18 protein-coding genes are annotated in these 16,408 nt (G+C 68.9%); 7 read left to right on the plus strand and 11 right to left on the minus strand.

The annotated features are described in order from the left end of the window. Nucleotides 1-15: 15 nt before the first annotated feature. On the minus strand, nt 16-618 hold the full coding sequence (locus tag AB3X07_RS21125) for a DUF4142 domain-containing protein (protein ID WP_369940970.1): 603 nt from the start codon (nt 616-618) through the stop codon (nt 16-18). Between the two features lie 143 nt (nt 619-761). On the opposite strand from AB3X07_RS21125, the gene AB3X07_RS21130 reads away from it, so the two are divergent. After that, complete coding sequence (locus AB3X07_RS21130) at nt 762-902, plus strand: hypothetical protein (RefSeq protein WP_369940972.1); 141 nt, start codon at nt 762-764, stop codon at nt 900-902. A gap of 91 nt (nt 903-993) precedes the next feature. Next, on the plus strand, nt 994-1,734 hold the full coding sequence (locus AB3X07_RS21135) for a GntR family transcriptional regulator (RefSeq protein ID WP_369940974.1): 741 nt from the start codon (nt 994-996) through the stop codon (nt 1,732-1,734). Between the two features lie 212 nt (nt 1,735-1,946). Here the strand turns inward: AB3X07_RS21135 and AB3X07_RS21140 are convergent, their stop codons facing one another. The 10 genes from AB3X07_RS21140 to AB3X07_RS21185 form a co-directional block, all read right to left on the minus strand. Continuing rightward, entirely contained in the window at nt 1,947-3,302 is a 1,356-nt protein-coding gene (locus AB3X07_RS21140; RefSeq protein WP_369940976.1) for an SLC13 family permease, read from the minus strand. A gap of 113 nt (nt 3,303-3,415) precedes the next feature. Continuing rightward, nucleotides 3,416-4,336 (minus strand): acyltransferase domain-containing protein, encoded by a 921-nt coding sequence (locus AB3X07_RS21145; RefSeq protein ID WP_369940978.1) that lies wholly within the window; start codon nt 4,334-4,336, stop codon nt 3,416-3,418. Then, the gene (gene mdcB / locus AB3X07_RS21150; RefSeq protein ID WP_369944834.1) at nt 4,333-5,214 is read right to left on the minus strand and encodes a triphosphoribosyl-dephospho-CoA synthase MdcB; all 882 of its coding nucleotides are present in this window, start codon (nt 5,212-5,214) and stop codon (nt 4,333-4,335) included. Before mdcB ends, AB3X07_RS21145 begins: the two co-directional genes overlap by 4 nt. A 281-nt stretch (nt 5,215-5,495) precedes the next feature. Beyond that, a complete protein-coding gene (mdcG, locus tag AB3X07_RS21155; protein ID WP_369940980.1) occupies nt 5,496-6,152 on the minus strand; it encodes a malonate decarboxylase holo-[acyl-carrier-protein] synthase in 657 nt (218 codons plus the stop codon). Further along, a complete protein-coding gene (gene mdcE / locus AB3X07_RS21160) occupies nt 6,145-6,849 on the minus strand; it encodes a biotin-independent malonate decarboxylase subunit gamma (protein WP_369940981.1) in 705 nt (234 codons plus the stop codon). The genes mdcG and mdcE overlap by 8 nt, the downstream gene beginning before the upstream one ends. After that, entirely contained in the window at nt 6,849-7,766 is a 918-nt protein-coding gene (locus AB3X07_RS21165; RefSeq protein WP_369940983.1) for a biotin-independent malonate decarboxylase subunit beta, read from the minus strand. The genes mdcE and AB3X07_RS21165 overlap by 1 nt, the downstream gene beginning before the upstream one ends. Before the next feature lie 358 nt (nt 7,767-8,124). After that, the gene (gene mdcC, locus AB3X07_RS21170; RefSeq protein ID WP_369940985.1) at nt 8,125-8,439 is read right to left on the minus strand and encodes a malonate decarboxylase acyl carrier protein; all 315 of its coding nucleotides are present in this window, start codon (nt 8,437-8,439) and stop codon (nt 8,125-8,127) included. Nucleotides 8,440-8,448: 9 nt separating this feature from the next. After that, nucleotides 8,449-10,092: a malonate decarboxylase subunit alpha gene (mdcA, locus tag AB3X07_RS21175; protein ID WP_369940988.1), complete on the minus strand. Its 1,644-nt coding sequence runs from the start codon at nt 10,090-10,092 to the stop codon at nt 8,449-8,451. Nucleotides 10,093-10,436: 344 nt separating this feature from the next. Further along, entirely contained in the window at nt 10,437-10,889 is a 453-nt protein-coding gene (locus tag AB3X07_RS21180; protein ID WP_369940990.1) for a hypothetical protein, read from the minus strand. Nucleotides 10,890-10,976: 87 nt separating this feature from the next. Next, complete coding sequence (locus tag AB3X07_RS21185; protein ID WP_369940992.1) at nt 10,977-11,735, minus strand: IclR family transcriptional regulator; 759 nt, start codon at nt 11,733-11,735, stop codon at nt 10,977-10,979. Nucleotides 11,736-12,033: 298 nt separating this feature from the next. Here AB3X07_RS21185 and fucP point away from each other — a divergent pair, with 298 nt between their 5' ends. The 5 genes from fucP to AB3X07_RS21210 all read left to right on the plus strand — a co-directional run bounded on the left by fucP (nt 12,034) and on the right by AB3X07_RS21210 (nt 16,381). Next, nucleotides 12,034-13,353, plus strand: a complete 1,320-nt coding sequence (gene fucP / locus AB3X07_RS21190; RefSeq protein WP_369940994.1) for an L-fucose:H+ symporter permease — start codon at nt 12,034-12,036, stop codon at nt 13,351-13,353. 1 nt (nt 13,354) lies between these two features. After that, nucleotides 13,355-13,732 carry an L-rhamnose mutarotase gene (locus AB3X07_RS21195; protein WP_369940996.1) on the plus strand — a complete coding sequence of 126 codons (378 nt, stop codon included), beginning with the start codon at nt 13,355-13,357 and terminating at the stop codon, nt 13,730-13,732. A gap of 514 nt (nt 13,733-14,246) precedes the next feature. Continuing rightward, nucleotides 14,247-15,143, plus strand: a complete 897-nt coding sequence (locus tag AB3X07_RS21200) for a hypothetical protein (RefSeq protein ID WP_369940998.1) — start codon at nt 14,247-14,249, stop codon at nt 15,141-15,143. A 54-nt stretch (nt 15,144-15,197) separates the two neighbouring features. Then, on the plus strand, nt 15,198-16,106 hold the full coding sequence (locus AB3X07_RS21205; RefSeq protein ID WP_369941000.1) for a WD40/YVTN/BNR-like repeat-containing protein: 909 nt from the start codon (nt 15,198-15,200) through the stop codon (nt 16,104-16,106). Further along, nucleotides 16,103-16,381 carry a hypothetical protein gene (locus AB3X07_RS21210; protein ID WP_369941001.1) on the plus strand — a complete coding sequence of 93 codons (279 nt, stop codon included), beginning with the start codon at nt 16,103-16,105 and terminating at the stop codon, nt 16,379-16,381. Before AB3X07_RS21205 ends, AB3X07_RS21210 begins: the two co-directional genes overlap by 4 nt. Nucleotides 16,382-16,408: the final 27 nt, after the last annotated feature.

The following is a 16,408-nucleotide window of genomic DNA, read 5'->3' on the forward strand; positions in this document are numbered from 1 at the left end:
GGCGCGCGCGCTGGCCTAGTAGCGCGCCGAGGCCAGCGCCTGCGCGCGTTCGAGCTGTTCGGCGATGCGCTTGCGCGCCTGCTGCAGTTCCTGCTTGGTCGCCTCCTGTTGCGCCGCCGGCACCAGTTCGGCGTCGATCACCGCCAGCGCGTCGGAATAGCTGCGCACCATGGTCGCGATGTAGCTGTTCATGTAGGCCGAATCGTCCTTTTCCTGCGCCAGGGCCTGCAACTGCGCCTGGCCCTTGGCCACCTGCGCGGCGATCTTGTCCTCTTCGCCGGCACCGCCCTTGCCGGCGTGCGCCACCGTGGCGCCCTGATGCGCGGCGACCACCTCGCGGGCGAAATCGGCGACGCTGGCGCTGACGTTGCGCGACAGTGCCTGCTGCGACAACGCCACCGCATTGCCTTCCAGCACCTGCAGCATCGCCTTGGCCGAGGCGTCGTCGGCGATCGGGGCACGCCCGCTTTCGCCGCCGACCGGTGCCGCGGTCGGCGCGGGCGAGGTGGCGGGTGCGGTGCGCGAACTCTGGTCGCCCGGCTTGCCGCAGCCGCTCAGTGCGACGGCGGCCAGCGCCGCGAGAAGCGAAAGCCGGGGCGTGATGGACCTCGGGGTCATGGGGTACTCCTGGTTTGCCAGCGTCCACCTTGCCCAGGCCGCATGCAAACCCGCGTGAATCGCCACGCCGTTCCGTGACGCGGCGTTGACGCGGCCAGGCGCACGCCAGGCGTGCCGCAACCGCGGCATCGCGGAGACCGCACATGGCGAACAACGAGAAAACCGGCGCCAAGGCCGGCAACGCCGCCTCCAAGGTGCTCAAGGACGGGCGCACCGGAAAGGACAGCAAGACCGCCGCCGCATCGGCGCTGGCGCAATGGCCGGACAAAAAGCGGGGAAAATGACGGCGACACGGGCACGCCGCGGCGGCGTGTCGCGGCGGCCGCTAGAATGACGGCATCGCCGAGACCGGCTCCAGAGCATTGCGATCCGCCGATGACCCTCGCGCCCGACACCCGCACGCCGCGCAAGCGCGTGGCGCTGTACGAAGACGTGGCCGAGCGGCTGCGGCAGAAGATCTACGAGTACGTGCTGCCGCCGGGCGAGTGGATCGACGAACCGGCGCTGGTCGCCGAACTGGGCATCAGCCGCACGCCGCTGCGCGAGAGCCTGAAGCTGCTCGCCGCCGAGGGCCTGGTGCAGATCGAGCCCGGCCGCGGCGCGCGCGTGACCCGGCTGACCCTGGAGGACCTCAACGAACTGTTCCCGGTGATGGCGCTGCTGGAAGGCCGCTGCGCCTACGAAGCCGTGCGCAAGGTCGACGCCGCCGGCCTGGCGCGCCTGGAAACGCTGCACGCGCGCATGGAGCAGGCCGCCGACGAGGGCGACCTGGCCGAGTACTACCGGCAGAACTACCTTATCCACGAATCGGTGCAGGAATTCGCCGGCAATCCGTGGCTGATCCGCGTCACCCACGACCTGCACCGCATCCTCAAGATGCACCGCGGCCGGCAACTGCTGGCGCCGGGACGCATGCAGCAATCGTTGTCCGAACACCGCGAACTGATGGACTGCTTCCGCCGCGGCGACGCCGAAGGCGCCGAGCGCACCATGAACCGCCACCTGCAGAGCCAGGGCAACGCCCTGGCGCTGTACGTGGCCGCGGGCGGCAAGTTGAATGTGCCGGCGCCATTGCCTAGGGGCCGGGAGTTGGGAATGGGGAATGGGGAATCGTAAGAGCGGGTCTGCGCGATCGAATCGGCATTCCTTAGCGTTCCAAACAGCATCGGCCCCGAAGGGCCGATGCTGCAGAGAGAGAACCGGTGGAGCGTCCGCTCGCAGGACCGCTTACCCCATTCCCGATTCCCGGCTCCCCATTCCCGGCTCAGAGCATCCGCACGCGGGAACCGCTTAAACCCATTCCCGATTCCCGAATCCCCATTCCCAGCTCAAAGCCATCCCGGCACCACCAGCAGCAACCACGCCAGCAGCGGGCCGAACAGGACCACCAAGCCGCTGTAGATCAGGAAGCGCTTGTACAGCGCTTCGCGCTCGTCCGGGGCCGCCGAGGCCACCACCAGCGCGCCGTTGGTCGAGAACGGGCTCACGTCGACCACGGTGGAGGAGATCGCCAGTGCGCAGATCACCCCGGCCGCGCCGAGATGGCCCTGCAGCAGGAACGGCACCGCCAGCGGGATGGTCGCGCCCAGCACCGCCGCCGAGGAGGCGAACGCGGACACGATACCGCCGACGTAGCACACCAGCAGCGCACCCAGCAGCGGGATGCCGATGCTGGACACGCCGTTGCCGATGTAGTCCACCGCCCCGCCCTTCTCCAGCACCGCCACGTAGGTGACCACGCCGCTGATCAGCAGCACCGTGGACCAGCTGATGCCGTCCACCGCGCCCTTCTGCGCCTTCGGCGACAGCAGCGCCAGCACCACCGCCACGGTCATCGACACCAGGCCGACGTTGAGGTTGTAGATCAGCGAAGCGATGCCCAGGCCGAGCAGGCCGAACAGGGTCAGCACGCGGTCGCGGTTGAGGCTCACCGCCTCCAGCGCCACCGGATCGGTCGACAGCGTGCCGCCGCCGGCGGACAGCAGCGCGCCGTGGCCCTCGATCGCGAACTGGCGATGCGAGGACACGTCGCCGACCGGCACGTACTCGGCGCTGGCCAGCGACGGCACCTGGCCGCGCCGCAGCAACGCCAGGCCGCCGAAGGCGAAGAAGCAGATCAGCGCCATCAGCAGGTTGAAGCCGAGGCTGGTCAGGAACACCGCCATCTCGGTCACGTCCAGCCCGGCCTTCTCCACCACCTTGTTGGTGATGCCGCCGTACACGCTGATCGGCGAGAACCCGCCGGCCTGCGCGCCGTGGATCACCAGCAGGCCCATCAGCAACGGATTGATCCTGTACTGCTTGGCGAAGCGCAGCGCGACCGGGCCGATGATCGCCACCGCCGCCGGGCCGAGCGCGCCGAACGCGGTCAGCACCGCGGTGACCACGAACATCACCCACGGAATCGCCACGATCTTGCCGCGCACCGCGCGCACCGCCCAATGCACCAGCAGGTCGATGGTGCCGTTGTTGCGCGCGATCGCGAACAGGTAGGTGATGCCGACCAGGGTCAGGAACAGGTCGCCCGGGAACCCGGCCAGGACCTCCTTCCCATCCATGCCGACCCACAGGCCACCGACGATGAAGGCCAACGCGAACGCGACCGCGCCCATGTTGACCGGCAACGCCGTGGCCACGATGAACATGACGATCAAGCCGATGATCGTCGCGATTTGTGGACTCATGCGCCCTCCCGAGCTTGCTGATCCGTACCACTGCCGCGAATGGCCACCCGCCATCCTGGGTCGATCGCCGATTGCCTGGCGCCGGCGCGGCGGCTCCCATCGCCGCGCCGGCCTCACTCCATGCGTTGCTGCGCCTGCCGCACCCACGCCGCCGCGGCGGCGAGGCTGCCGAACTCCTCCACCGAGCGCGCCTGGCAGTCCGGCAGCAGCGCGCGCGCCATGCGCGCCAATGCCGCGCCCGGACCCAGTTCCAGGAACACACGTGCGCCGCGCTCGGCGGCCTGGCGCAGCGTGCCGGCCCAATCCAGCGTCGTCGCCAGCTGCGCCGCCAAGGCGGCGATGGCCTCGTCGCGGTCGCCGATGCGGCGCCCGTCGATGCCGGCCAACACCGTGCGACGCGGTGCGGCCAACGCCGCGGCGCGCAGATCGTCGGCGAAGCCGCGTGCCGCCTCCGCCAGCAAGGGCGTATGCGCCGCCACCGCCACCGGCAGGCGCGTGACCCGCGCGTGCTGCGCGCGCGCCTGCCGCTCGCCCTGCGCCAGCGCGTCGGCATGGCCGCCGAGAATCAGATGGTCGTCGCCGTTGACGATCGCCACATGCAGGCCGGTCTGCGCGCACAGGGCCTCGACGGCGTCGCGCAACAGGCCCTGCACGGCGATCAGGCCATCGCCGTCGCGGCTGGCGGCATCCATGCGCTGCGCACGCCGCACCGCCAACGCCAGGCAGGTGGAGGCCTGCAGACCACCACCCAGGGCGTGCGCGGCCAGTTCGCCGATGCTGTAGCCGAGCAATAGCGCCGGCGGCGGCAACTGCGGCAGCACCGCCGCGGCATTGGCCAGCGCCGCGGCGCAGACCAGCGGCTGCGCGACCGCGTTGTCGTAGCGCGCATCGGTGCCGGCCAGCGCGCGCGGATCGGCACCGAGCGTCTGCGCCGCGGCGGCCAGCACCGCCTCGGCCGCGGGGACACCGGCGACGTAGTCGAACATCGCCGGATGTTGCGCGCCCTGCCCCGGGCATAGCAGGGCCAGGCTCATGGCTGCTCCTGGCGCTGCAGGAACCAGGCGCAGGCGAGCAGGTCGGCGCTGCCGCCCGGACTCAACCTGCGCGCGACGAAGGCCGTGCCCAGGCGGACGAGTTGCGGGCGCCAGTCGGGCTGGCGCACGCCGCCGGCCGCCAGGAAGGCGTGTGCGCGGCGCTGCGCGAAACGCAGGCCGTCGCGGCCGCCGCGGTGCAGCAGGTTGAGGTCGTCGGTATGCGCGATCAAGTGCAGCAGGGTTTGGGCCATGGCCGCGTCGTGCCCGAGGCCATCGCGCCGGGCGCCGCGCAGGGCCGGCAGCGCCACCTCGCGCAACAGCGGGAAGCCCGCGGCGGCCTGCTCGCGCACGCCGGCCACGCCGTGCAGGCGGCGCATGCGCTGGCCATGGCTGTGCGGGTCCAGCGGCGCGTCCAGCAGCGCATCGCGCCACGTGGCCACCGCGGCGCAGACCGCCTCGCCGGTGGGTGGCGTGGTGGCGCCGGAACGCAGACGCGCAGCCGCGGCGACAAGCAGACCGAGGCTGAAGATCGCGCCGCGATGGGTGTTGATGCCGCAGGTGGCGCGCAGCATCGCGCGCTCGGCGTCGATGCCGAGCTGGCGCAACGTGGCGAAGGGCGCGTCGGCAGCACCGGCGGCGGCGATCGCGACGAAGTAGCCGCGCAAGGCGAACAGGCTGCGCATGAACGTGCCCGCGTCCATGTCCTCGTGGCTGCCGCGGTCGAACGGTGTGACCAGGCCGGGCTTGTGCGCGCAGGCCAGCTCGGCGTGCAGGCTGGCGACGGCGAGGCGGCCGAGGCGATGTGCGTGGGAGGTGCTGCCGGGGTTGCCACCGGCGGCGTTCGCCTGGGGCGACGGCGCTGGCGTCGCGTTGGAGATGTGGGCTGTTGATTGAGCTTCGGCGCCGATTGCTTTCGGGACCTGGACGATCTGTGCTTCGTTCGTCGCGGCTGAAGCCGCTCCTACAGGGGGGCGCGGAGCGCTGGCCATGTGCGCTGTGGGAGGGACTTCAGTCCCGACGGGTTCCGGCATCGGAAAAATGGACGCTGTACGCATTGCGCCCAAAGCCGCTTGTGCTGCGAACGCCATGCGCGTTGCGGACGATGCGATCCCCGCCGGGAAGTCGTTGCCTTCCACACCGCGCAGCGCCTGCACTTCCATCACGCCGCTCCCCATGCCTGCAGCACGTCCGCGCGCGGTTGCAGCCGGCAGTCGTGCCGCGCCTTGACCAGCAGTTGCGCGCTGCTGCCGGCCAGTTCGCGCCAGCTCACCGCGCTGCCACCGGGCAGCAGCACCTCGCCATCGGCACGCTGGCCATGACGCTGCTCCCAGTGCGCCAGGTCGGCGAACAACGCCGCCGCCTGCGCCGGCGACGGCACCCGCCACAGCAGGTCGATGTCCGAACCCACCCGAACATAAGGCAGCCCGGTCAGCGCCTGCCAGGCGAAGGCGCCGAACACGCGCGGCGCCAGGCCATGGCCAGCGGCCAGCGCCTGCAACGCGATCAACGGCGTCTGCCAATCGGAGACGTCCCGCACCTGCGCGCAGACCTCGTCCAACGTCGGTGGCGCGCGCCAACGCGTCACCGCCGCGCGCTCGACCGACAGCGACAGCCGCTGCTTGCCCTCGGCCGGCGGCAGCGGGACGCCCAGGCGCAGTCGCTGCGCGTCGTCGTGGTGATCGCCGCGCGCGACGATCGCTGGATGCCCGGCCGCGAACCAGGCATGCAGCCGCGCCTGCGCGCCCGGCGTGTGCGCCTGCCACGGCGCATCGGCCGCCAGCCACACCAGATCGTGCCGGGCGAGCGGCTCATGCATGGCCGGCCGCCACCTGCGCGGCGATCGGCGCGGCGAGCAGGCGGCCGTTGCGCTCGGCGCCGCGTTGCGCGCGCTCATCGCCGTGCAGCGGCGCCTGTAGCGCCGCGACCAGCGCCTGCGCCAGGTCGCCCTCCCACAGCGCCTGCACCGCGCCCATCGCCACGTAGTTCTCCACGCCCGGCGCGAACACCGGCGAGTGCTGGCTCAACGCCTGCAGCTTCTCCAGCGGTTGCTTGGTGACCCGCGCCATCGCACGCAGGTCCATCACCCGCACCTGCGCGTCGGGCAGCGCGTAGATCGCGTCGGCCATCAGCCCGAAGGCGAGGAAGCCGCCGCTGACCGATTCGCCGTAGACCAGCGTCAGCAAGCGCGCGCCACGCCGCCGCGCCAGGTCCAGGCATTGCGCCAGGTGGCCGAAGTAGCCATTGATGCCGAGCAGTTCGTCCTTGCGCGACGGCCGTTGCCCGGCGGTATCGACCAGCATCACGATCGGCCGCCGCGGATGCGCGCGGGTGCTGTCCAGCACCGCCGCCGCCAGCGCCAGCGCGTGCTCCACACCCACTTCCAGCTTGTCCGCGCTGCCGATCACGGTGACCTCGCCCAGCGCGGTGCTGGCGCTGCCGCCGATCACGCCGTCGCGCACCTCGACCTGGTGGCCGAGCGGGAACAGCTTCTCCAGCAAGGGGATCAGGTCCATCACGGCGTCCTCCGGTCGGCGACGGCCGCCAGGAAGGCGGCGGTGTCCAGCAGCGGCAACGCGTCCGGGTCGGCGATGCCCTGGCGACTCCAGATTTCCGTGCCGTCGCGGCAATCGCCGTAGGCCTGCAGGCGCCGACGCAGCGCCGCGTGCTCGGCGGCGATACGTTCCAGGCCGGCGTCGTCTTCGGCCGCGGGCGCGGTCGCCAGCGCGGCGATCGCCGCGGCGCGGAACGCGTCGATGGCGTCGGCGACCAGCGCCTGCGCCTCGCCGAGCAGATAGCGATGCTTGCCGCCGGTGACGCGCCACACCAGAGCGCGATCGCGCGCGTCGAATTCCTCCACGCCACGCACCGTCTCGATCACTTCCGGTCCCGAAAGGCCCAGGCGCCCTTCTTCGGACATGACGATGCGCGTGCAGCAGCGGCTGACGATGCCCATGCCGCCGAAGCAGCCGTTGCCGCTGCCGATCAGCGCCAGTACCGGCACGCCGGCAGCGCGCGCGTCGAGGGTGGCGCGCATGATCTCGGAGATCGCGATCAACCCGGCGTTGGCCTCGTGCAGGCGCACACCGCCGGTGTCGGGCAGCAGCAGCACCGCCGCCGGCCTGGTTGCCGCGGCGCGGCGCAACAGTCCGGTGAGCTTGGCGCCGTGCACCTCGCCGACCGCGCCGCCCATGAACTGGCCTTGCTGTGCGGCGATCAGCACGGTGCGCCCGTCGAGCCGGCCTTCGCCGACCACGATGCCGTCGTCGAAGGCGCCGGGCTGGTCCAGTTGCGTCAGGTGCGGACTCATCGCGCGTTGGCGCGGGCCGACGAATTCGCGGAACGAGCCGGGGTCGAGCACGCCGGCGATGCGCTCACGCGCGTCGGCCTCGTAGAAGCTGCGCGGACGACGGTTGTTCGGGATCGCGCTCATGCGCAGCTCCGGTGTGGGGGGATGACTCCCCGAATGGGCCGCGCGGGACCATCGTGCATCGCTTGCGTCTGGATCGCGGCCATCCAGGCGCTGCCGGAGGATCGCGTCGGGGCCGAAGCCCGTCCCACAAGGTTCCTCTCACGCATGTGCTGCCTTGTGGGAGCGGCTTCAGTCGCGACGAACGAAGCGCGGGCTGCCGCAGACGCTCTCGCAACGCCTCGAACAAGGACGATGCTCCCTGTAGGAGCGGCTTCAGCCGCGACAGTGTCCGGCACCGGCGAGATTTCAGCTGCGTTCGTCGCGGCTGAAGCCGCTCCTACAGAGAGCGCGGCGATTGCAGATGTACGGACTCGACGCATCACGCATCCTCCTGCAAGGCTTCCACCGCCTGATCCAGGCGCAGTCCGACCACCGCCGGCGTAGCGCCGACGTCGTTGATCGAAATCCGCACGTCGCGCAGCGGATGGCGGGCGGCGAAGTCGTCCAGCACCGCCTGCCAGATCCCCCCGAAGCCGTCGGCGGCGGTGACGATCTCGATCTGCATCGCCCCGCCCAGGTCCTGCGGTTCGATCAGCACTTCCAGGTTGCCGGAAGACACCACTCCGACCAGCACATGGTCGAGCCGGCCGTTTGGCGCCAGGCGCCCGTCGTAGCGATAGCGGAGGGTTTCCATCGACATCCCTTACCAGTTGCGGAAACGTTGCGGCGGCGCGTACAGGCCGCCGGACCAGCGCACCAGGTCCTTGACGCTACGCGCGGCCAGCAGGTCGCGACTGGCGTCGCGCAGGCGGATGCCGAGGTCGTCGGGGCGGCGGATCACGCCGCGGTCGCGCAGGTTCTCGACCATGCGCCTGTCGCGGCCCAGGCCCACCGCGGTGTAGCCGGCCACGCCGCGGATCGCCTGTTCGCGCTCCTCCGGCGTGCGGCACAGCAGCAGGTTGGCGATGCCTTCCTCGGTCAGCACATGGCTGACGTCGTCGCCGTAGATCATCACCGGCGGCAGCGGCATGTCGGCGCGCTCGGCCAGCTCCCAGGCATCGAGCCGATCGACGAAGGCCGGCGCCATGTGTTCGCGGAAGGTCTCCACCATCTGCACCACCAGCTTGCGCCCGCGCGGCATCTCGCCGGGGCGCGCGGCTTCGCGTCCGGCCTTGAGCCAGGCGGCGCTGCCGTGGCGGCGGCCGCGCGCATCCGAGCCCATGTTCGGCGCGCCGCCGAAGCCGGCGATGCGGTCGCGGGTGGCGGTGGAACTGTTGCCCTGCAGATCTATCTGCAGCGTGGAGCCGATGAACATGTCGCAGGCGTACAGGCCGGCGGTCTGCGAGAACGCGCGATTGGAACGCATCGAACCGTCGGGGCCGGCGAAGAACACGTCGGCGCGCGCGGCAATGTACTTCTCCATGCCGAGCTCCGAGCCGAACGAATGCACCGATTTGACGAAGCCCGACTCGATCGCCGGGATCAGCGCCGGATGCGGATTCAGCGCCCAATGCCGGCAGATCTTGCCGCGCAGGCCGAGCGACTCGGCATAGGTCGGCAGCAGCAGTTCGATCGCTGCGGTGTCGAAGCCGATGCCGTGGTTGAGCCGGTCCACGCCGTACTCGGCGTAGATGCCCTTGATCGCCATCATCGCCATCAGCACCTGGATCTCGGAGATCTGCGCCGGGTCGCGGGTGAACAGCGGTTCGATGTAGTGCGGGCGCGGCGCCTGCACCACGTAGCCGATCCAGTCGGCGGGGATGTCCACGCGCGGCAGCGTGTCCACGATCTCGTTGACCTGGGCGATGACGATGCCGCCCTTGAACGCGGTGGCCTCGGCGATCACCGGCGTGTCCTCGGTGTTCGGCCCGGTGTAGAGATTGCCGTGGCGATCGGCGGCCTGCGCGGCGACCAGCGCCACGCGCGGGGTCAGATCGACGAAGTAGCGGCCGAACAGTTCCAGGTAGGTGTGGATCGCGCCGATCTCGATGCGCTTGTCGGCGACCAGCCGCGCCAGGCGCAATGCCTGCGGCCCGGAAAAGGAGAAGTCCAGGCGCTGCGCGATGCCGCGTTCGAACACGTCCAGGTGCGACGGCAGCGCCAGTACCGACTGCAGCAGGTGCAGCCCATGCACCCGCGCCGGATCGACCTCGGTCAGGCACTGCGACAGGAAATCGGCCTGTTTCTGGTTGTTGCCCTCCACGCACACGCGGTCGCCGGGCTCGATCACCGCCTCCAGCAGCGCCACCGCGTCCTTGGCCTCCACCAGACGCCCGCGCGCCAACCCTTCGGCGCGCTGCAGACGTTGCCGGCGATTGTCGGCGAGCGTGTTCCAGTCCTGAGGCATAAGGCTTTCCGTCGGCGGTGGGAGGGCGGGGGCGCCACGTGGCGCGCCCACCCGAATCGTAATTACGATGTAATTATGAAACAGTGAGCAATGCACGCTGCGCCGCAACAGGGGCTCCTGCGCGCATCATCAGCGGCTGAAATGCGCGGCGATGCCCACGCGACTCACGACTCGCACGCGCCAACCGGCAGGTCGGCAAGCGCTGGGGTGGTCGGGTCACTCGCCGCCGCGATGGGGGCTGCGCCGTCCGGCCCGCAGGCCAGGGGTGCCCCTCGCCTGGGTGCCCCGCTCTCCAGCACCGCCTGCCTGTCAGACAGCGCGTCGCCAGGGACCAATGCCCTGCCCTAGACCGTCTCGGGCGAAGCGCCGAATACGCGCCGATAGGTGGCGCGATCGAAGCGCAGCACGGCACGCACGCGCTGCTCGGTCAGCGGCCGCACGACCCACTGCACCTCGATCCGCCCGTGCCGCGCGCTCACCGACGGAATCGCCAGGAACCAGCGCCCGCCAGGGCCACTGCAGTACCAGAACGCATTGCTGCCGTTCATGGCATCGCGTTCGAACATCAAGGACGCGTCGTAGTTGGCGTCCATGAACTGCTGCACCCGCTTCACCACCACCAGGTCCGCGCCAGTGAGGCGCACGCCGTCACTGGTCACGGACATTCGGCGAAAGGACTGTTCAACCGCCCGCTCCATTCGGTGATCGCGGCGACGCTGCAACCAGACGAGCCACGCCGCAAGGGCGATGGCCGCGCCGAGAGCGGCGGCTACGACGATGTCATGCGCTGCGCTCAACGGCGTCCGCCCCCGCGTGTGTCGCCGTCGTCATGCAACGGCGGTTGCACCGCACACAGCGCGGCCCTGCGCACGGCGTGCGCCCGCCTATCCGCCCAACGCCGCGGTGATCTCGGCCGCCGCCGCGCACACCGCTTGCATCGCCGCCTGCGCATCGATCTGCTGCGGGCGGCGTTCGATGAAGGGCACGGTGAGCGTGTAGCTGGCGCTGCCGTGCTGCAGGATCGGCGCGGTCAGGTCGATCACCCCGACCACCGCTTCGCTGGCATGGATGCTGTAACCCAGCGTGCGCACCTGGGCGGCGGCGGCGAGGAACGTCGCGCGCTCGTAAGGCACGTCGCTGGCGTCCAGGCGCTGCAGCAGCCGCGCCTGCGCGTCCGGCTGCTGGAAGGCGAACAGCACCAGCCCGGAGGTGGAATGCGCGAGCGGGCGGCGGTGGCCGGGACGCACCACCAGCCCCAGGTCGCTGGGCACGTCCACTTGCGCGATCACCACGATCTGGTCGTCCGACGGCGCCACCAGGTGGCAGGGCTGGCGGATCGCATCGGCCAGGCGCCGCATCACCGGCAGCGCCAGTTCGGTGACGTTCTGCACCTGCGGCTGTTGCATGCCGAGCATGAACAGGCGGTTGGTCAGCACGTAGCCGCCCTCGCCCGGCCCGCCCTTGCTCAGGTAGCCGCGCTCCTCCAGCACCTGCAGCATGCGGAAGATCTCCCCGCGCGAACGGCCGATGCCCTGCGAAATCTCGCTCATCGTCATCGGCCGCGCGTCGCGCGCCAGCAATTCCAGGATATCCAGGCCCTTGTCCAGGGCGGGGGCGCGGTACTTGGGCGGGGGCGTAGTCATTCCGTCGAGGCCCGGCTGGGGGTGGAAGGGCGCTAGGGTACAGGGAATGCCGACGCACGCAGCGCGTCGATCCGGCCTGTGCGACGGCCCATGCAATCGCTTGGGCGCAACGCGGCCACCGTGCGTTCCGGTCACGACGCTTGGTGCGGAGCCAGTCCGCGCGGAACAGCCCAAGGTCCGAATCGCACCGCCGATGCACATATAAACACGAATTTTATATTTGCATGACGGCGGCGGCCGCAGTACGCTCCGGCGACAACCCAACGCGACGCGGCACATCCTGGGAGGGGTAGGCGGCATGCACTACAGCAGCGACACCGCGGCAGCGGCGCGCGGCGGCCTGGCGCGCACCGCCATCGCGCCGCTGGTCCTGATCGTCAGCCTGTTCTTTCTCTGGGGCATGGCGAACAACCTCAACGACATCCTGATCAAGCAATTCAAGAAGGCGTTCGAACTGACCGACCTGCAGGCCGGGCTGGTGCAGAGCGCGTTCTATCTAGGCTACTTCGTGTTCGCGATCCCGGCGGCGATGTTCATGCGCCGCTTCAGCTACAAGGCCGCGGTGGTGCTGGGGCTAGGGCTGTACGCGGCCGGCGCGTTCCTGTTCTATCCGGCCGCGCAGGAGCACACCTATGGACTGTTCCTGCTGGCGCTGTTCGTGATCGCCAGCGGCCTGGCCTTCCTGGAAACCACGGCCAACCCGTTGGTCACCGTGCTCGGACCGACCGAAGGCGCGGCGCGACGGTTGAACCTGGCGCAGGCGTTCAACCCGCTCGGCTCGATCACCGGCGTGCTGATCGGCCAGCACTTCATCCTGTCCGGCGTGGAGCACACGCCGCAGGAGCTCGCGGCGATGACGCCGGCCGCGCGCGCCGGCTTCTTCGCCGCCGAATCGGCGGCGGTGCAGACGCCCTACCTGGTCATCGGCGCGGTGGTGGTGCTGTGGGCGCTGCTGATCGCCATGACCCGTTTCCCGGCGACGCGCGACACGGGCGACGCCGCCGGCAAGGGCGGCGGCAAGGCAGACTTCGGTGCGTTGCTGCGCAACCGCCGGTTCGTGTTCGCGGTGGTGGCGCAGTTCTTCTACGTCGGCGCGCAGGTCGGCATCTGGAGCTACCTGATCCGCTACCTGCAGGACGCGGTGCCCGGCACCCCGGAAAAGACCGCGGCCAGCTTCCTCACCGTCTCGCTGGTGCTGTTCATGGCCGGCCGCTTCATCGGCACCGCCTTGCTGCGCTTCGTATCGCCGGCGGTGCTGCTGGGTGCGTTCGCCCTGCTCAACCTGCTGCTGTGCGGCGTGGCGATCGCGTTGCCGGGCTGGACCGGCCTGTACGCGCTGGTGGCCAGCAGCGCGTTCATGTCGGTGATGTTCCCGACCATCTTCGCGCTGGGCCTCGAGGGCTTGAACGACGATGCGCGCAAGCTCGGCTCGTCGTTGATCGTGATGGCGATCATCGGCGGCGCGGCGCTGACCGCGTTGATGGGCGCGGTGTCCGACCACGCCGGCATCCATTGGGCGATGGCCGTGCCGACGCTGTGCTTCGCGGTGATCCTGGCGTTCGCCGCCTACGCGCGCGACCTCGCGGCCGCGGCGCCCGCCCCTGCCACCGGAGCCTGAGATGCCGCGCCACTGCTACCTGCTCGATCTGCACGACGACCCCGCACTGATCGCCGAATACGAACGCTGGCACCGCGCCGACACGGTGTGGCCGGAGATCGTCGCCTCGCTGCGCGACGCGGGCATCCGCGAACTGGATATCCACCGCTGCGGCGACCGCCTGGTGATGCTGATGGAGGTGGACGACACGTATTCGCCCGAGGCCAAGGCCGCCGCGGACGCCGCCGATCCGCGCGTGCAGGCCTGGGAGGAATTGATGTGGCGCTTCCAGAAGCCGCTGCCCGGTTCGGCGCCGGGGGAGAAATGGCGCGAGGCGGTGCGGATCTTTTCGCTGCAGGCGGCGATAGCGGAGCAGGCGCGGAGACAGGAGCGAAGCTGAGGCATCGGCCGGCGCCGCCGAAGCACGTGTCCGCCGACTTGGCCGCACCTGGATCAGTCGACAGGCGGCGCATCCCCATCAAGGGATACCAGGACGAACGCAACACACGCCAACAGGCGCAAGCATGCTTGTGCCCCCGCATCACTGCGGCAGGAGCCAACGGGGTACCGGGCCGCGATGATACTCACGTGCCCGGCATGCCTGACGGCAGCGGCCAAGTCTCCGGCGACGATCGGCGTTCCGATCAGCGAAACACCGCAGCGGCGCCGCCCGCTTCCAGAAATGAATTGAGATCAGCACCTATGGCGCTGACAACGCATGGCGCCGCATCGCTATCGGGAGGCATGCCGACTGGCCGCATGTTGCCCACATGACCATAGGCGGACGACCGAACCAATGCATCGGCTAAAATTACTTGGGCAAGCGCTAAAGCCGAAAGCAGATTGGCCGAGCAAAGCTTGGCAAAAGTGCGAAGAGAGCAACTGATGATAGATTCTTGTGGAAGTGCCAGGCAATGATGTTCAAGGATGTCGGTTACCGCTACCGAAGCGGAGCTGTACGCTACGGCGACCTTGCCTACGTGTTGTGCATCGATCCCGATCTTGCGGCGGACGGCCTGCCGCATACGTCCTTCTATGCCTGGGACAATGGCGGCTGGGGCATGTATGAAATAGGGCGCTGGAACGCCCACTCGATCTGCATCACCCAGATCCCGAAAGACCAGGCCATCGCGCTGGGCGAACATGGCGACGTCCGGGTAATGGGCAACAACGACGATTACGACGAGCGGATCTCGTGTCCTGGGGTCACGCTCAGCACCATGCGGGAGATACGCAATATCGGCGGCTTCGCCTATGTCTGCGGCATGGATCGCCAGGTCTTCAAGCGAGGCAGCCCGGGCAACTGGATGGCGCTACACGGCGACATGCCCAGCCATCCAGCCAAGGACATGGTGTTCGGATTCGAATCCGTTCATGGCTACAGCGAACAGGACATCTACGCTGTTGGCTGGCATGGCGAGATCTGGCATTTCGACGGCGCCACCTGGAGGAACTGCGCCAGTCCCACCAACATCATCCTGACGCGCGTGTGCTGTGCCGAAGACGGCTGGGTCTATGCCTGCGGAATGCGGGGCGTTCTTTTGCGCGGCAGAAGAGACCAGTGGGAGGTCATCGACCATGGGGCGACCGATGCGGATTTCTGGGACCTCGAGTGGTTCGCCGGCAAGCTGTATGTTTCCACATTGCATGCGCTGTACTGGCTCGACGATGACCGACTCGAGTTGGTCGACCTCGGCGATCTGACCGCCAGCAGCTACCATAGTTTGAGTAGTGCCGATGGGCTGCTCTGGTCAGTCGGGGAGAACGACATTCTGGCCTTCGACGGCACCTTCTGGACGCGTATCGAGTAGTCACGCTGCTCGTGGAGGCACCGCAGCATCACCTAAGCTCTCAAGGACGAACCCATGTCGAATGCCTACACCTTTCTCCATGGCTGCATGCAGAATCGCAACATCGGCCGCGTCATCGCGCAGATCGATGTCCTCACGCAGAGCGGCTCAACGTTGTCGACGTTATTGAAGTGGGACAGATCCCAGAACCGTTGGTTTTCCTTCAAGACCGATTGGCACGCGTCGCGCATTAGCGCATTCGAGACGCCCGAAATCACCGTGTTGGCCACCGGCCCGGACGGCATCGTATCAGCCAGCACGCTGGCCGGCCCGACCAAAGAAGAGATCGACGCCTCCGCGGACGGACCTGCCCGACGCGGCCCCATCCGCGACCTTCAACTCATCGCAGGCGTGCCCTACGCGGTGGGCATGGGCCGTCAGGTCTACCGCCGTGACGGTGCCGACAACTGGACCCGCCAGGACGAAGGGGTCGTCCTGCCGCGAGGCGAAATTCAACTCTGTGGCTTCAACGCGATCGATGGCCTGAACGAGGACGCGATCTACGCAGTAGGCTTCAATGGCGAAATCTGGTTGCGCAACCACGGCACATGGCAACAGCAGGACAGTCCGACCCGCCTCGTGCTGCACAAGGTCAAGGTGGTGCGCGACGATCTTGTCTTCGCCTGCGGGCAGATTGGGACGTTGCTGCGCAGCGATGGCGACCACTGGGAAAGCATCGCGCAGGATGCGACCACCGATGATCTGTGGGGCATGGAGTGGTTCGAAGGCGAGCTGTACGTGGCTTGCGACAGCGGACTCTTCAAGCTCGACAGCACGGATCGGCTGGTCGAGGTGGATATGCGGCTCTCGCCCAAGCCAAGCTGTCGCCACCTGCACGCCAACGACGGGGTCCTCTGGTCGTGCGGGCCCAAGCACGTGACCTGGACGGAAGACGGCCGGAACTGGGTTGACGTGACGCCATGAAGCCGGTGATCTTCGGCGAAGACCTGATGTTGGCCACCAGCCCCGACCAGAATGCCGAAGCATCCATCTTCACTGCTGATGTGCCCTGGAAACCAGGCCGGATCGACCTTGAAATTGCACGCAGTTGCACATGGCAGCGAATGCCGGCACTTCACACGAAGACACTACGGATGCCTACAAGCAAGATCGGCCATCAGCGAGTTCGAAAACTGACATTGCGTTTCGCGATGCCCGCCCTTCTACGAAAGCACCGACCCGGTGGGGAGCGACCTTGAACCGCAAATCGCCATTTTTGTACGCAC

The sequence above is a fragment of the Xanthomonas sp. DAR 35659 genome (assembly GCF_041242975.1).
Taxonomy (GTDB): Bacteria; Pseudomonadota; Gammaproteobacteria; order Xanthomonadales; family Xanthomonadaceae; genus Xanthomonas_A; species Xanthomonas_A medicagonis.

Coding starts and splice junctions, on each gene's coding strand:
- AB3X07_RS21195 (WP_369940996.1), top strand. CDS start 13,355: ATGCCGCGCCACTGCTACCTGCTCGATCTGCACGACGACCCCGCACTG.
- mdcG (WP_369940980.1), bottom strand. CDS start 6,152: ATGCATGAGCCGCTCGCCCGGCACGATCTGGTGTGGCTGGCGGCCGAT.
- AB3X07_RS21200 (WP_369940998.1), top strand. CDS start 14,247: ATGATGTTCAAGGATGTCGGTTACCGCTACCGAAGCGGAGCTGTACGC.
- AB3X07_RS21205 (WP_369941000.1), top strand. CDS start 15,198: ATGTCGAATGCCTACACCTTTCTCCATGGCTGCATGCAGAATCGCAAC.
- AB3X07_RS21125 (WP_369940970.1), bottom strand. CDS start 618: ATGACCCCGAGGTCCATCACGCCCCGGCTTTCGCTTCTCGCGGCGCTG.
- AB3X07_RS21185 (WP_369940992.1), bottom strand. CDS start 11,735: ATGACTACGCCCCCGCCCAAGTACCGCGCCCCCGCCCTGGACAAGGGC.
- AB3X07_RS21165 (WP_369940983.1), bottom strand. CDS start 7,766: ATGAGCGCGATCCCGAACAACCGTCGTCCGCGCAGCTTCTACGAGGCC.
- AB3X07_RS21130 (WP_369940972.1), top strand. CDS start 762: ATGGCGAACAACGAGAAAACCGGCGCCAAGGCCGGCAACGCCGCCTCC.
- mdcC (WP_369940985.1), bottom strand. CDS start 8,439: ATGGAAACCCTCCGCTATCGCTACGACGGGCGCCTGGCGCCAAACGGC.
- AB3X07_RS21135 (WP_369940974.1), top strand. CDS start 994: ATGACCCTCGCGCCCGACACCCGCACGCCGCGCAAGCGCGTGGCGCTG.
- AB3X07_RS21210 (WP_369941001.1), top strand. CDS start 16,103: ATGAAGCCGGTGATCTTCGGCGAAGACCTGATGTTGGCCACCAGCCCC.
- mdcE (WP_369940981.1), bottom strand. CDS start 6,849: ATGGACCTGATCCCCTTGCTGGAGAAGCTGTTCCCGCTCGGCCACCAG.
- AB3X07_RS21145 (WP_369940978.1), bottom strand. CDS start 4,336: ATGAGCCTGGCCCTGCTATGCCCGGGGCAGGGCGCGCAACATCCGGCG.
- AB3X07_RS21140 (WP_369940976.1), bottom strand. CDS start 3,302: ATGAGTCCACAAATCGCGACGATCATCGGCTTGATCGTCATGTTCATC.
- fucP (WP_369940994.1), top strand. CDS start 12,034: ATGCACTACAGCAGCGACACCGCGGCAGCGGCGCGCGGCGGCCTGGCG.
- mdcA (WP_369940988.1), bottom strand. CDS start 10,092: ATGCCTCAGGACTGGAACACGCTCGCCGACAATCGCCGGCAACGTCTG.